Below are 13474 nucleotides of genomic sequence, written 5' to 3' on the forward strand. Positions count from 1 at the left end.
GGTGGTCACCAGGACTGTGGCCGCATGAGTTCGAGATCCTCTCCCCACGCGTCGAGCACCTCACCGTGTCCCGCTTGTCGGGCCGCCGCCTCGACGAGGGCGAACAACCGTCGCTGCAGGGAGACGTCGCCGGTCGCGGAGACACGGTCCACTGCACGCAGCAGCGCGTCGGTGTCCCAGCCGGGCAGCGGGTACCGGGCCAGCTCCCATTCCAGGTACTTGTTGTACGGCCGGGGACGACGGTCCAGGGCGAAGAGCAGCTCGAGCAGGAACCGCATGCTGTCGGCCGCGTCGAGGCGAGCGGCGAGAGCCTGACCCGACCGGTGGTTCTTGACCGAGCGGTAATGGGAGTTGGCGTAGGCGTCGAGCCAGCCGCCGGCATCGCTGAACGCCTCGTCCGCGCCCAGCCGGGCCTTGTCGGCGAGAATCCGGGCGATGCCTCCGTCGAGACGGTCGAGCACGACGCGGGCACGGGCCAGGGCGTACCGCTCGAAACCGGGCATCCCGGCCGCGCGGAACTCGGTGAGTGTGACGACGACGAGGTCGAGCTCGGCGGTGCGGTGGCCCGCGAACCGGGTGAGGCCCGTCGACGCGTCATCGGCCAGGACGACGTAGAGATCGTGGTCGGAGTGCGGGGTGACCATGCCCTCGTGAGCCCGGGAGCCTTTGAGGACGAGACCGACGACAGCCGGATCAGCGACGGCGAGGTCGACGAACAGCTCGTAGGTGAGCGGTTGTCGAGCGGTCATGAACCGGTGGAAGGACTGCGGCGGGCGCGCAGGTAGCGCACGCCCTTCGCCGCGTAGACGACGGCCATCACAGCGAAGCCGACGAGGTACAGCCAGAGCCAGGAGTCCGCCACGGCGACGCTCATGAGCGCGCCGCCGAACAGCAGCAGGCTGCCGAAGATGTCCAGCAGGTCGAGGCGCGCCTCGGAGCGCACAGCGGGGTCGGGTTCACGCAACCGGCCGGTGACGGGGACGAGTGCGAGTACCTGCAGGAGGGCCAGGCCGAGGAAGAGCCAGAGGGACCAGTCGGGTATGTCCACGACACGTACTGTACTGGCGAAACTCGCCTTCCTGTCGAAGGGTTTCGGCGGGACGGTCAGCCGTCCCGCTCAGAAGCTGCCGCGGCTCTCGGCCTCGGCCTGGGCTATGGCCTCCGCTTCGCCTTCGGCCAGTGCGAGCGCGACGCCGAACGCCTCGGCGATGTGTCCGGCGGCCGACATGACGCGGGCCGTCCCGACGACGGGGGCGATGGCGACGAGGAGGTCCTGCAGCTGCTCGACGGTGAACTCCGCCTTGACGGCCGGGGTGACGTGTGCGAGGTACGAGATCGCCGGTGCGTCCATCGCCACGAGCGCGGCGACGCGGGCGAGGATGAGCGTCCTGTCGTCCATGTGGCAGCGCTCGACCGAGTCGATCGTCATGGCGGCGATGGTGTCGAGTACGGGGGTCGCGGATGCAGTGGCCATGGCCGGATCACCTTCCGGTGCTGGGGAGAGCCGAACCGCCGCCCGCTGCCCACACAACCTCCAGCCGGGCCGGCGCTTGCCACTCCAGGGTAGGCATCACCCAGGTGGCGGCGCGCGTCGAGCCGGACGGTCCGCCGTAGCGGGCGGGAGCCGAGGGCGGGCCCGGCGGTGCCCCCGGCGACCTCCCTCCGGTGCGTCACCGGTGCTTCATCGGTGCACCGCCAGCGGGTCGAGGAAGGTCAGGACCGACGCGTCCTCCTCGATGAGCGGGGTGAGGGCCGCGTTGAACGGGGCGCCGTAGGGGGCGTTCAGGTGTGCCCGGAAGGCGTCCTCGTCGCGGTAGACCTCGAAGATCCAGAAGGCGCGCGGGGCGGCCGACTTGGTGTAGACGTCGAAGGTGAGGTTGCCGTCCTCTTCGCGCACCTTCTCGGCGTAGTCCCGGATCAGCATGGCGACCTCGTCCTCCGCTCCCTCACGGGCGGTGAACTCGGCGAGCAGGGATTTCGTCATGGCTTCGGTGTCCTTCTCGGATGACGGGCGGGCGGTCCAAGCAGTGGATGCAGTGGGCGGTGTACGGGCCGTCAGGCGTCGGCGGTGGTCGCCGAGCGCGTCAACTGGTCCTGCCACGGAGGGTTGGGGCCGGCGACGGAGCAGGTCAGGGCGGCGACCCGGGCGGCGAAGCGGCCGGCCTCCGCCACGTCGTCGAGGGTGAGGCCGGTCAGCCGGCCGCCGAGGGCTCCGCGCTCCCCGAGGTGGTGCAGGAGCCCGGCGGTGAAGGAGTCCCCCGCGCCGACCGTGTCGACCACCCTCGTCGCCGTCGCCGGCACCCGCAGCCGTTCGCCGTCGAGGGAGACCAGCGCGCCGTCGCCGCCCAGGGTGATCACGACGAGCCGTGCCCCCGCGGCGTGCCAGGTGTCGCAGGCCTGCTCGGGTGGGGTGCCCGGCAGGAGCAGCTCCAGGTCGTCCTCGCTGAGCCGCAGGATGTCGGCGAGGCGGCACCAGTGCGCGAGCCGGTCCCGGTAGACGTCGGGGTGCACGAGCAGCGGCCGGACGTTGGGGTCGATGCTGACGGTGGCCCGGGCGGCGGCGGTCTCCAGGAACTCCTCGACCACGGCCGCGCCGGGCCGGCGGACCAGCGCGAGCGATCCGGTGTGCACACAGGCCGTCCCGGACAGGTCCACCCGGGCCAACTCGCCCGCGGTCCACTGCCAGTCGGCCGTGTTGTCCGCGTGGAAGGAGAACGCCGCCTGCCCCCGGGCGTCCAGTTCCGCCACGGCCAGCGTGCTGGGCTCGGCCGCCGGCACGGCGTACGACAGGTCCACGCCGGACGCCTCCAGGTGGGTCCGGAAGAGACGGCCGAACACGTCCGAGGACAGGCGGGCGACGAACCGCGCCGGGGTCCCCAGCCGGGCCAGTGCCACCGCCGTGTTCGCCGGTCCGCCGCCGGGCAGGACGCGCAGCGCGAGTTCGTTCGCGGCCGGCGCGGGCTCGGTGAAGGCGTCCGCGACGCACTCTCCCAGGACGGTGATCTGAGGCGGTCTCATGGGCTGCTCCTTCTGCGGAGGGACGGGACGACCGGGCGCTTCGCGAAACAGCCGTCGACCGGTGCGCGGGGAGGGCGCTCGCGGACGTTGCCGTTTTGTGACGGGTGCAAGGCATTGACGTTGCCGGGAGAGGGAGTCCATCATCCTCGCCATGCAGTGTCAACGATGACATAAGTCAGCGTTGACACCCGGGGGCGGCACGCTCCGATCTCCCGGTCCCGTGCCGCTCGTCATCCCACAGGAGTGATCATGTCTCGCACCACTCGTCTGCCCTCCTCCCTGATCAGAGCCGCCGCTGCCACGGGCGTCGCGGCCCTCGCCCTGACGGCCTGCGGTCCCGGTTCCGGTGCCGGGGCGAGCGCCTCCGGCTCCGGTTCGGGCGACGTCAAGGTCGGTCTGATCACCAAGACCGACACCAACCCGTTCTTCGTGAAGATGAAGGAGGGCGCGGAGAAGACCGCGAAGTCGGAGGGCGTCCAGCTCATGACCGCGGCCGGCAAGTTCGACGGCGACAACGCCGGGCAGGTCACCGCGATCGAGAACATGGTCGCCGCCGGCGTGAAGGGCATCCTGATCACCCCCAGCGACTCCAAGGCGATCGTGCCCGCGATCGAGAAGGCGAAGGCCAAGGGTGTCCTGGTCATCGCCCTGGACACGCCGACCGAGCCGCAGAGCGCGGTCGACGCCCTCTTCGCCACGGACAACCTCAAGGCCGGTGAGCTGATCGGCGAGTACGCCAAGGCCGCGATGAAGGGCAAGACGGCGAAGATCGCCGCCCTCGACCTCGCGCCGGGCGTGTCCGTCGGCGTCCAGCGCCACGACGGCTTCCTGAAGGGCTTCGGCGCCGCCGAGAAGGACGTCGTCTGCGCCCAGGACACCGGCGGCGACCAGTCCAAGGGCCAGACCGCGATGGAGAACTGCCTGCAGAAGTCGCCCGACATCAACGTCGTCTACACCATCAACGAACCGGCCGCCCTGGGCGCGTACACCGCCCTGAAGGCCAAGGGCCGGGAGAAGGACGTTCTGATCGTCTCCGTCGACGGCGGCTGCACCGGCACGCAGGCCGTCAAGGACGGCAAGATCGCCGCCACTTCGCAGCAGTACCCGCTGAAGATGGCCGCCGAGGGCGTCAAGGCCGTCGTGACGTACGCGAAGGACGGCAAGAAGGCGTCCGGCTACACGGACACCGGGGTCACGCTGATCACCGACAAGGCGCAGGCCGGGGTCGCCTCGAAGGACACCGCCTTCGGCCTGGAGAACTGCTGGGGCTGAGGTCCGCCCGAGGACCTCACGAGACAGCCACTCCCCTCAGCGGGGCGGCCGGCCCGACACCTGCCCGACGCGCGGGAACGACCCGCGGCGACGGCCCGCGGTGACAACCCGCGACAACCCGCGGTGACGGCCGCCCCCCTTGTCCCGGCGACAAGGATCTCCGTCTGATGACAAGGACTTAGGACTTCGCATGACAGCCACGTCCACACCCCCGACCGCCTCCTCGCCGTACGCGGAGCTCAAAGCGCCGACGACGGCCCGCAGACTGCTCACGGCTCCGACCACCGGCCCCCTGGCCGCGCTCCTCCTGGCCTGCGCCTTCTTCTCCCTGTCGACCGACCAGTTCCTCACCGGCGGGAACTTCTCCCTGATCATCCAGCAGGTGATGGTCGTCGGCACCCTCGCCATCGGGCAGACCCTGATCATCCTCACCGCGGGCATCGACCTGTCCTGCGGCGCGGTGATGGCCTTCGGCAGCATCGTGATCGCCAGGATGGCGGCCGAGGGCACCTTGCCGCCTCTCGCGGCCATCGCGCTGGGCCTGGTCGTCTGTGGCGGATTCGGCCTGCTCAACGGGGTGTTGGTGCAGAAGATCCCGCTGCCGCCGTTCATCGTCACCCTCGGCATGCTCAACGTGGCGTTCGCGCTGACCCACATCTACTCCGAGGAGCAGACGGTCACCAGCCTGCCGGGCCCGCTGACGGCGCTCGGTGAGACCTTCCCGCTCGGCTACACCGACGTGACCTACGGCTCGCTGGTCACCATCGCCCTGTTCCTCCTCCTGGCGTACCTGCTCAGCAGCACCGGCTGGGGCCGGCACGTCTACGCGCTGGGCAACAGCCCGGAAGCGGCGCGGCTGAACGGCATCCGCACCTCCCGGCTGACCATCGGCGTCTACGCCGCCGCGGGACTGCTGTACGGCGTCGCCGCGCTGCTGCTCATCTCCCGCACCGGCGTGGGCGACCCGCAGGCGGGACAGACCGACAACCTGGACAGCATCACGGCCGTGGTCCTCGGCGGCACGAGTCTCTTCGGCGGACGCGGTTCGGTCCTCGGCACCTTCATCGGCGTACTGATCGTGGGCGTCTTCCGCAACGGCCTGCAGCTGATGGGCGTCGCCTCGATCTACCAGACCCTGATCACCGGTGTCCTGGTGATCCTCGCGGTGACCGTCGACCAGATCTCCCGGAAGAAGGCCCGATGACCGCCACCGGCTCCCCCACCCCCGTCCTCCAGGCCCGCGGCCTGGTCAAGCGCTACGGCCATGTCACCGCCATCGACGGCGCCGACTTCGATCTGCTGCCGGGCGAGGTCCTCGCCGTCATCGGCGACAACGGGGCCGGCAAGACCAGCCTGATCAAGGCCCTCACGGGCGCGCTGGTCCCCGACGCGGGCGAGATCCGCCTCAACGGCGAGCCCATCGCCTTCTCCGGTCCGCAGAGCGCCCGCGCCCACGGCATCGAGACGGTGTACCAGGACCTCGCCGTGGCCGCCTCCATGGACATCGCCTCGAACATGTTCCTCGGCCGGGAGCTGCGCCGCCCCGGCGTCCTCGGCAACGTCTTCCGCGTGCTGGACAAGAAGCGCATGCGTCAGGAGGCCGCCGAGCACATGGCCGACCTGAAGATCGGTCTGCGCTCGCTCACCCAGGCGGTCGAGACCCTGTCCGGCGGACAGCGGCAGGCCGTCGCGGTGGCCCGCGCCGTCGCCTGGGCCCGCAGCGTCGTCGTCATGGATGAACCCACCGCCGCGCTCGGCGTGAAGGAGTCCGGCCAGGTCCTCGACCTCATCCGCAGGGTCCGGGACAAGGGCATGCCCGTCGTGCTGATCAGCCACAACATGCCCCATGTCTTCGAGATCGCCGACCGGATCCACGTCCACCGGCTGGGCAGGCGGGCCGCCGTGATCAAGCCGTCGGACTACTCGATGGCGGAGGTCGTCGCCATCATGACCGGCGCGCTCACCGTCGACGCGGCTGGGGCTACTGTCGTAGCGGACTCGAAGGCCGCGAAGGCCGCCGGGGTCCAGGCCACCTGACAGATCGACACCCGCTCTCACCGTTTCCGGCCGAGGCCGAGGCCGGAACACGAGGGCTCACAGGAGACGGTTTCCTTCATGGCAGCGAACCGCCGCCCCACCCTGGCCGACGTCGCCCGAGAAGTCGGCGTCAGCGCGAAGACTGTCTCGCGCGTCCTCAACGAGGACGGGCCCGTCTCGGCGCAGACCAGGGAACAGGTGCTCGCCGCGGTGGCCGCGCTGGGATTCCAGCCGAACCTCATGGCGCGCAACATGCGCGTCGGCGGCCCGGACACCACCATCGGGCTGGTCGTCCCCGACCTCGGCAACCCCTTCTTCGGGGCCGTGGCACGGGGCATCGAGGACAGCGTCCACGAACGGGGACTGACCCTGCTCATGGGTTCGTCCGCGGACGACGCCGACCGCGAACGCGCCCTGACGGCGAAGTTCCTCGCCCGGCGCGTCAGCATCCTGATCGTGGTGCCGTCGGTGGGCGCCGACCACTCCCACCTCAAGGCGCAGCGTACGGCGGGGCTGCCCGTCGTCTTCCTCGACCGGCCGGGCGTCGGTCTGTCCACGGACAGCATCGTCAGCTCCAACCGGGAGGGGGCCCAGGGCGGCGTCGCCCATCTGATCGCCCACGGGCACCGGCGCGTCGGATTCGTCGGCGACCTGCCCGTCCGGCTGTACACCCGCCGCGAGCGTCTGGCCGGGTACCGTGCGGCGCTTCAGGAAGCGGGCATCCCCTACGACCGCTCGCTCGTCGCCAGCGCACACGACCAGCGGGGGGCGGAGGCGGAGACCGCCCGGCTGCTCGATCTGGCCGATCCGCCGACGGCGCTGTTCGCCGGCAACAACATCATGGCGCTCGGGATCGTGGCCGAACTGGCCCGCAGCAAGCGCAAGGAGGTCGCGGTGGTCGCCTTCGACGACGTGTCCCTCGCCGAGGCACTGGAGCCGGCGCTGACCGTCGTCGCGCAGGACCCCGAGGAGATCGGCCGCAGCGCGGTGGCGACCGCCCTGGCCCGCCTGGACGGCGACCGCTCCCGGGCCCGCACCATCACCGTCCCCACCCGGCTGATCGTCCGAGGCTCCGGGGAGCAGCCCGGTCCCACGCCGTAAGGGGCCGTCCGCGCCGGCTCCGCGGCCCGGGGAGCCCCTGCGGCTCATCGGCGGCGGGGACCGACGAGGACGGCGGCCTGTGCGAACACTCCCTAGGAATCACAGCTGCCCGGGACGTAGCTGAAGCCGTCGAGGTACAGCATGTCGAAGCCGAGCGCCTCCTCGTAGCTCACCGACCAGGTCGAGCGGACCGGGCGACCACCCTGGACGTAGAAGGTCATGGTGTCGCCCTCGGTGACGACGACTCCGGAGAAGCCCCCGTCGCGGTTGGCGGCCCTGAAACGGCCGTCGTCGGCGAACGCGTAGGTCCAGTGACCCGAGGCGGTGTCGTTCCGGCCACCGCACCAGACGCCCACGACACGCTGCGGAACACTCCCTGTCGGTTCGAGCGACGACGGCTCCGGATCGGTCGTGTCCTCAGGCGGTTCCGGATCGGTCGTGGCGTCAGGCGGCTCCGAATCGGTCGTGTCATCCAACGGTTCCGGCGCGGGTGGGGTCACGTCCTCCGTAGGCGGCAGTGCGGGTTCGGTCGTCTCCTCGGCGGCACTTCGGTGCGAGCCGATCGGGTCGTCGTTCGAACAGGCGCTCACGGACAGCAGGAGCGCCACGCTCAGTCCGAGAGCACAGAGGTGCCGCGAGAGTGCGGTTCGCGGGGATGCACGCATTCTTCCCCCAAGTGAGTATGCGCGGTGGGCTTCTTCAGCACGCTACGAAGGAACGGCACGGGCACACATCAGTGGTTTCCCTAGGGTGTTGCCGGCGTGCCTCCGTGTGGAGCGGGCGCGCCGCTCATACGGGGAGGTGGGCGTCGACGGCCAGGCGGCCGGCGAGTTCCACTCGCGACCGAACGGCGAGCTTGGCGTAGATATGACTGAGGTGGTACTCGACCGTCTTGTCCGACAGGAACAGGGCCGCTGCCACCTCGCGATTGGTGTGGCCCTTGGCGACGAGGACCGCGACCTGCGTCTCCCGTTCGGTCATCGCCGCCGGCTCACCGCCGCGGCGGGCGGGCGTCTCGAATCCGGCCGCTCGCAGTTCCCGCTCGGCGAGCGAGGTCCACGGAGCTGCGCGAAGGCGCTCGAAGGCCTGTCGGGCGGAGATGAGCGGACGACGGGCGGCGCCACGCTTCCGCGTCCTGCGCAGAAACCGCCCGTAGGCGAGCTCGGTACGTGCCTTGGCGAAGGGATCCGGCAACCGTTCGTGGTGCCGCAGCGCCTCCACGAAGGCGCCCTCGTCCGCTTCGACCAGGCCCCGGCAGCGGGCGCTCACCGCCTGCCCCCAGGTGGACGGCGCCCGCCGGACCTGGCTCGAGAGCTCGCCCAGGGCGGCGCGCGCACCGGCGGGATCGTCCGAGGCCAGGCATGCTTCGACGAGGTCGGGCTGATGCTGCAGCACCGTCGGCTCCCTCAGCCCCGAAGCCGACAGCCGTTGTTGCAGGTCGCTCAGGCGGGCCGCGCCTTCGGCTTCCTTGCCGACGCCCAGTTCGAGCAGCCCCAGGGCGGCGTCCAGGTAGGGACTGACCAGTTCGGCACCTCGGCCGTCCAGGAGACCGCGAAACCGGCGGGCGTGCTCGTCGCATTCCGCCGTGCGGCCCCGGGCGGCCTCGATCCGGGCCAGTGTGGAGATCGCGTACGCCTGAAGCACCGGCTGTCCGATTTCGTCGGCGAGGGCGGCGCCCTCACTCGCCAGGGCATAGGCGTCGTCCCAGCAGCCGGTGCGCAGTTGTGTGTCCGCCAGGACGGTCAGATAGGGGACGAGGCGCTCACAGGCCCCGATCCTGCGTGCCGACCGGACGGCCCGCTCCAGCAGCGTGCGCGCGGAGGTGAACCGCTCCAGCCACATGAGGTCCATCGCGCAGAAGCTCGTGACCTCGACACCGATGGAGAGCGGGTCGGTCGAGGCGAGGAAGTCCTCGCAGGCGTCGAACACGGCGGCGGCCGGGCGGCGTTCGCCGGCGAGGACGAGCGTGTGGGCCCGCATCAGCGCCGCGGATCGGTCGAGGACCGCAGTGGCGCCGTCGCGGGCGAGCGCGCAGGCCCGGTCGGCGGTGCTGCGGGCCTGGGCGACCGCGCCGCCCATGCATGCCGCGCCGGCGGCGGCGACCAGCAGGGGGACCGCCTGCGCTGAGTGGAGCCCGGCCGCCATGTCGACCAGCTGGTCGTGCACCCGGCGTGGCGGCCGGCGCACGAGCGCCACCTGGCTGCGCAGCGCGGTCGCGCCCGCGCGGACAGCCGCATCGTCGGTGGCGTTCGTCGCCGTCTCGGCCAGGGCCAACGCCTGTTCCTCCCGGCCGGCGAGCTGTTCCGCCTCGGCGGCCGCAAGGAGGTGGCGGCCGCGGTCGGCCGGTACGGGCGAGAGATCCGCGGCGCGCTCGTAGGCGCGGGCGGCTGCGGGCAGGGCGCCTCGTTCCCGGGCGCGCGCCGCGGTGTCGGCCAGCGCGGACGCGGCGGCCGGGTCCGGCGCTGAGGCCGCGGCGGCGAGGTGCCAACTGCGCCGGTCGCGGTCCACCGGGCCGGTACGGTCGGCTAGCGCCCGGGCCAGGGCCCGGTGGGCCGCACGTCGTTCCTGGGCGCCCGCCAGGTGGTACGCGGCGGCGCGCAGCAGCGGATGCAGGAACCGCACCTTGCCGCCGGACAGGTCGAGGACGTTCGCCGTCTCGAGCGCCCGCAGGGCCTCGCCGTCCAGCGCCAGGTGGCTGAGCGCCGCGGCCAGTACTGCGGCCTCGTCGGTGTATCCGGCCGCCACGACCGTCACCGCTCGGCGGCCGGCCTCCGGCAGGGCGGCCAACCGGGCACGGTACGCGGCGGTCAGCCGCGGACCCACCGGGAGGGGATCGCCGGCCTCCTGGCCTGGCCACGCGCGCTCACGCAAGACGGGCGCTGCTTCCAGCAGGGCCAGAGGGTTGCCCGCGGTTTCGCGGTAGAGCCGTTCGAACGCCTCGCCGGCGGCGTCGACGCCGGCCACCTTCTGCACCAACGCGGCGGCCGCCGCCGGGTCGAGACCGGTGAGCGCCAGTGCCGGCAGGCCCGCCTCGGTGAACCGGCAGGCCTGGCCGTCTCGCGCCGTGACCAGCACCGCCACGGGCTCCGCCTGCAGACGCCTCAGAGCGAAGAGCAGCGCCTGGGTGCTGGCCTCGTCCATCCAGTGGGCGTCGTCCACGGCGACCAGTACCGGCGTGGTGGCCGCGGCGTCCGTGAGCAGCGTGAGCGTGGCCGCTCCCAGGGTCAGCGCGTCGGGTGCGCCACCCTCCTCCAGCGCCAGAGCTGTGCGCAGGGCGCGCGCCTGCACGGAAGGGAGCCGGTCTATCAAGTGGCGTACAGGGCGAACCAGTTCGGCCAGTCCGGCGAAGGCGAGTTCGGCTTCCATCTCGATGGCCGTGGTCCGCAGCACCGCCATCCCGGCGGCCTGCGCCACCGCCTCCTCGAGCAGGGCGCTCTTGCCGATGCCCGGCTCGCCGTGGAGGACGAGGACACCGCTTCGTCCCCGCCGGGCGTCCGCGAGCAGCCGCCGCAGTCGTTGCCGCTCGTCCGTGCGCGAGAGCAGCCCGCACCGTCCAGGTTCGAGCGTCACCACATGTACCCCCATGGAGCGCGTTCAGTTGCTATGTGCGTACGTTGCGTGACGAGTGTGGCCGATGGCCCGCGGCGCCCGCAGGAACTGCGGAACATCCGGATGGCTGCACCACGCGGCAGCGAACCGCCCTGACCGCCGTTCGCGGGTGCGGCGTGATGGTGCGGGCCCGGTCGCCGAAGGTCCGGCGCCCCGGGGCCGACCACCTCGAACGCCCCGATGGTCGAACGCCCCGATGATCGCCTGCACCGCGCCGCGTGGCCCTGGCAGACGTCCGCTCCAGCGCCGTACAGTCACTTCGTTGATTAGTCACGGTGCTGTTAGCGTGGGCGCATGGCATTGCGGAACGCGGTGATGGCCGCGCTGCTGGAGGGTGAGGCGTCCGGGTACGACCTCGCCAAGGGGTTCGACGCGACGGTCGCCAACTTCTGGATGTCGACGCCCCAGCAGCTCTACCGGGAGCTGGAGCGCATGGAGGCCGAGGGGCTCGTGACGGCCCGGGTGGTCGAACAGGAGCGGCGGCCCAACAAGCGGCTGTTCTCGCTGACCGAGGCGGGGCGCGAGGCCGTCCACGCCTACACCGCCGAGCCGCCGGGCAGGCCCGCGGTGATCCGGGACGAGCTGATGGTCAAGGTGCAGTGCCTGGACGCCGGCGACGCCGACGCCGTCCGCGCGGCCATCACCGAGCGCATGGAGTGGGCCACCGCCAAGCTCGCCCGCTACGAGAGGATCCGGCAGCGCCTGCTGGACGGGCGCTCGGAGGAGGCGTACTTCGCGGAGGCCGAACGCATCGGCCCGTACCTCACCCTGCTGCGCGGGATGTCGTTCGAGCGGGAGAACCTTCAGTGGGGGGACATGGCGCTGCGTCGGCTCGACCAGCGGGCGGGCGCGGTTTAGCGGGGCATTCCTCACGCCGCCGGGGAGGTGTCCCCGGCGGGCGAGGTCACCGGGAGCAGGTCGGGCCGCTTGGCGTGGCGGCCGTCGCCGGAGGAGCGTCCGCGCAGGCGGCGCAGCGCCCAGGGGCCCAGGAAGGCCCCGGCCCAGCGCAGTTCGGCGGCCACGACCCGCAGGCCGGAAGCCCTGGCCACGCCGGCCGGCAGGGGCAGGGTCCAACTGTCGTCGCTGCCGGGCAGGGAGAGCGCCTGGGCGACGGCGGCCGCGATGCGGGCGTGGCCGAGCGGGCCGGCGTGGAGCCGGTCGGCGCTCCACAGCCGGGGATCGGTGACGACGGGGTGCGCGGCCGTCTCCGCCACCACCACGCCGTGCCGGCCGGCGGCCTCCCGGATGCGCTCGTTCAGCGCGAGGAGCCGGCGGCCGACCGGGCGCGCCAGCGGCGTGATGCGGCCGGCGTCGGGGAACGTGAGCGTCGCGACGGTGGCGCCCTGGGCGGTCAGGGCGGCGAACATCGCCTCCAGGTGGCCGGCGACCTCGTCGACGTCGCAGCTCGGCCGCAGCACGTCGTTGACCCCGGCCACGACGGTGGCCAGGTCGGGGCGCATCGTGAGCGCCGGGCCGAGCTGCTCGGCCCGCACTTCGCCGGCCTTCCGGCCGCGTACCGCGAGGTTGGCGTAGAGCAGGCCCGGGCTGTCACGAGCGATCTGCTCCGCGAGCCGGTCCGCCCAGCCCCGAAGGCCCTGGACGTCGTCGCCGTCCCCGAGCCCCTCGGTCTGACTGTCCCCCAGCGCCACGTACCGCTGAACCACGCCGTCCGACATCGGCTGCCCCACCCTCGTCAACATCACCCCGGCGCCCCGGCGACCGCGGCCAGTGATCACCGAAGCACCTAGGTGTTTAGTTGACTATGACGATAGCGTGAGCAGGCAGCCGCGCACAGTCCGGGTGGCACACATGTGTTCCGACGGCGTGCCGTACCGGGGGAACGCCGGGAGCAGCGACGGTCCGGACACATCGCCTTTCCTAGTCGCGGGGCTCCGCGAGAAGGTCGTCCATCACCTGACAGCGGATCGAGGGAAGGTACTCGGCGACCGCCTCACTCATCATGGCCTCCCCTTCGGGGTCCACGTCGGGGCAACCTTCCCGAGTGGCTGCGTCCGGCCACCTCGCGTACGCCACCCAGGTGCCGTCGTCGGCCTGGTGCAGACGTGATCCGTAACTGCCGCAGTGCTTGTGCATCGCTTGGGTCACCCGATGCCAACCAGCAGTGAACTGTTCTTCCTTGCCTTCGTGCAGGCGCCACCGGTAGATCACCGCGAACATGCCACACCCTCCCCGACAGTCTCATGCCTTACGAGTCCCGACAGTACATGCGAGCTGCGCGCACCCGGGGCACAACTGGCCAGCGCTGTAACCCAGTTGCCGACCGAGCGAGCGAGCTCCCGATGCCGTGCCGCCATCGCCCCGACGCCACTGCGTCATATCCCTCCGGCGTCCCACATCTCGGGCCGATCGTAGATCTGCCGCAGCAGTTCGGCGAACGCGTCGCCTTCCAGCAGGACGGCGCCGCCGATAGGCTCGT

At 71.7% G+C, this 13474-nt stretch carries 14 protein-coding genes; 5 read left to right on the forward strand and 9 right to left on the reverse strand.

The window, feature by feature from the left end:
- Window positions 1–5 precede the first annotated feature (5 nt).
- The 5 genes from ACFYXA_RS28060 to ACFYXA_RS28080 all read right to left on the reverse strand — a co-directional run bounded on the left by ACFYXA_RS28060 (window position 6) and on the right by ACFYXA_RS28080 (window position 3018).
- A complete protein-coding gene (locus tag ACFYXA_RS28060; RefSeq protein WP_389037849.1) occupies window positions 6–749 on the reverse strand; it encodes a hypothetical protein in 744 nt (247 codons plus the stop codon).
- The gene (locus ACFYXA_RS28065) at window positions 746–1048 is read right to left on the reverse strand and encodes a hypothetical protein (protein WP_389037852.1); all 303 of its coding nucleotides are present in this window, start codon (window positions 1046–1048) and stop codon (window positions 746–748) included. Before ACFYXA_RS28065 ends, ACFYXA_RS28060 begins: the two co-directional genes overlap by 4 nt.
- Window positions 1049–1117: 69 nt before the next feature.
- Window positions 1118–1474 carry a carboxymuconolactone decarboxylase gene (locus ACFYXA_RS28070; protein WP_389037855.1) on the reverse strand — a complete coding sequence of 119 codons (357 nt, stop codon included), beginning with the start codon at window positions 1472–1474 and terminating at the stop codon, window positions 1118–1120.
- Window positions 1475–1681: 207 nt separating this feature from the next.
- On the reverse strand, window positions 1682–1984 hold the full coding sequence (locus ACFYXA_RS28075) for a putative quinol monooxygenase (RefSeq protein ID WP_389037858.1): 303 nt from the start codon (window positions 1982–1984) through the stop codon (window positions 1682–1684).
- Between the two features lie 71 nt (window positions 1985–2055).
- Window positions 2056–3018 (reverse strand): carbohydrate kinase, encoded by a 963-nt coding sequence (locus tag ACFYXA_RS28080; protein ID WP_389037862.1) that lies wholly within the window; start codon window positions 3016–3018, stop codon window positions 2056–2058.
- Between the two features lie 249 nt (window positions 3019–3267).
- On the opposite strand from ACFYXA_RS28080, the gene ACFYXA_RS28085 reads away from it, so the two are divergent.
- From ACFYXA_RS28085 to ACFYXA_RS28100, 4 genes are all read left to right on the forward strand, one after another.
- Entirely contained in the window at window positions 3268–4290 is a 1023-nt protein-coding gene (locus tag ACFYXA_RS28085) for a sugar ABC transporter substrate-binding protein (RefSeq protein WP_351094013.1), read from the forward strand.
- 190 nt (window positions 4291–4480) lie between these two features.
- Window positions 4481–5494, forward strand: coding sequence for an ABC transporter permease (locus ACFYXA_RS28090; RefSeq protein ID WP_352245768.1), 1014 nt, complete (start codon window positions 4481–4483; stop codon window positions 5492–5494).
- Complete coding sequence (locus tag ACFYXA_RS28095) at window positions 5491–6327, forward strand: ATP-binding cassette domain-containing protein (protein ID WP_351094019.1); 837 nt, start codon at window positions 5491–5493, stop codon at window positions 6325–6327. The genes ACFYXA_RS28090 and ACFYXA_RS28095 overlap by 4 nt, the downstream gene beginning before the upstream one ends.
- A 78-nt stretch (window positions 6328–6405) precedes the next feature.
- A complete protein-coding gene (locus tag ACFYXA_RS28100; RefSeq protein WP_352245769.1) occupies window positions 6406–7428 on the forward strand; it encodes a LacI family DNA-binding transcriptional regulator in 1023 nt (340 codons plus the stop codon).
- Between the two features lie 92 nt (window positions 7429–7520).
- Here the strand turns inward: ACFYXA_RS28100 and ACFYXA_RS28105 are convergent, their stop codons facing one another.
- Together ACFYXA_RS28105 and ACFYXA_RS28110 are read right to left on the reverse strand one after the other, a co-directional pair.
- Complete coding sequence (locus tag ACFYXA_RS28105; protein WP_389037870.1) at window positions 7521–7784, reverse strand: hypothetical protein; 264 nt, start codon at window positions 7782–7784, stop codon at window positions 7521–7523.
- A 433-nt stretch (window positions 7785–8217) separates the two neighbouring features.
- A complete protein-coding gene (locus ACFYXA_RS28110; RefSeq protein WP_389037873.1) occupies window positions 8218–10998 on the reverse strand; it encodes an AAA family ATPase in 2781 nt (926 codons plus the stop codon).
- A gap of 333 nt (window positions 10999–11331) precedes the next feature.
- On the opposite strand from ACFYXA_RS28110, the gene ACFYXA_RS28115 reads away from it, so the two are divergent.
- Window positions 11332–11895, forward strand: coding sequence for a PadR family transcriptional regulator (locus ACFYXA_RS28115; protein WP_351094023.1), 564 nt, complete (start codon window positions 11332–11334; stop codon window positions 11893–11895).
- A gap of 11 nt (window positions 11896–11906) precedes the next feature.
- Here ACFYXA_RS28115 and ACFYXA_RS28120 read toward each other — a convergent pair whose 3' ends face one another.
- Together ACFYXA_RS28120 and ACFYXA_RS28125 are read right to left on the reverse strand one after the other, a co-directional pair.
- Window positions 11907–12713 (reverse strand): SGNH/GDSL hydrolase family protein, encoded by an 807-nt coding sequence (locus tag ACFYXA_RS28120; protein ID WP_389037879.1) that lies wholly within the window; start codon window positions 12711–12713, stop codon window positions 11907–11909.
- Window positions 12714–12915: 202 nt separating this feature from the next.
- Window positions 12916–13215: an antibiotic biosynthesis monooxygenase gene (locus tag ACFYXA_RS28125; RefSeq protein WP_389037883.1), complete on the reverse strand. Its 300-nt coding sequence runs from the start codon at window positions 13213–13215 to the stop codon at window positions 12916–12918.
- Window positions 13216–13474: the final 259 nt, after the last annotated feature.

It is taken from the genome of Streptomyces sp. NPDC002566 (genome assembly GCF_042889585.1).
Lineage (GTDB): Bacteria > Actinomycetota > Actinomycetes > Streptomycetales > Streptomycetaceae > Streptomyces.

What these genes read in the sequence shown, in the direction of transcription:
- ACFYXA_RS28060 (WP_389037849.1), bottom strand. Translation starts at nt 749, where the DNA reads ATGACCGCTCGACAACCGCTCACCTACGAGCTGTTCGTCGACCTCGCC.
- ACFYXA_RS28070 (WP_389037855.1), bottom strand. Translation starts at nt 1,474, where the DNA reads ATGGCCACTGCATCCGCGACCCCCGTACTCGACACCATCGCCGCCATG.
- ACFYXA_RS28075 (WP_389037858.1), bottom strand. Translation starts at nt 1,984, where the DNA reads ATGACGAAATCCCTGCTCGCCGAGTTCACCGCCCGTGAGGGAGCGGAG.
- ACFYXA_RS28080 (WP_389037862.1), bottom strand. Translation starts at nt 3,018, where the DNA reads ATGAGACCGCCTCAGATCACCGTCCTGGGAGAGTGCGTCGCGGACGCC.
- ACFYXA_RS28085 (WP_351094013.1), top strand. Translation starts at nt 3,268, where the DNA reads ATGTCTCGCACCACTCGTCTGCCCTCCTCCCTGATCAGAGCCGCCGCT.
- ACFYXA_RS28090 (WP_352245768.1), top strand. Translation starts at nt 4,481, where the DNA reads ATGACAGCCACGTCCACACCCCCGACCGCCTCCTCGCCGTACGCGGAG.
- ACFYXA_RS28095 (WP_351094019.1), top strand. Translation starts at nt 5,491, where the DNA reads ATGACCGCCACCGGCTCCCCCACCCCCGTCCTCCAGGCCCGCGGCCTG.
- ACFYXA_RS28100 (WP_352245769.1), top strand. Translation starts at nt 6,406, where the DNA reads ATGGCAGCGAACCGCCGCCCCACCCTGGCCGACGTCGCCCGAGAAGTC.
- ACFYXA_RS28115 (WP_351094023.1), top strand. Translation starts at nt 11,332, where the DNA reads ATGGCATTGCGGAACGCGGTGATGGCCGCGCTGCTGGAGGGTGAGGCG.
- ACFYXA_RS28120 (WP_389037879.1), bottom strand. Translation starts at nt 12,713, where the DNA reads ATGTCGGACGGCGTGGTTCAGCGGTACGTGGCGCTGGGGGACAGTCAG.
- ACFYXA_RS28125 (WP_389037883.1), bottom strand. Translation starts at nt 13,215, where the DNA reads ATGTTCGCGGTGATCTACCGGTGGCGCCTGCACGAAGGCAAGGAAGAA.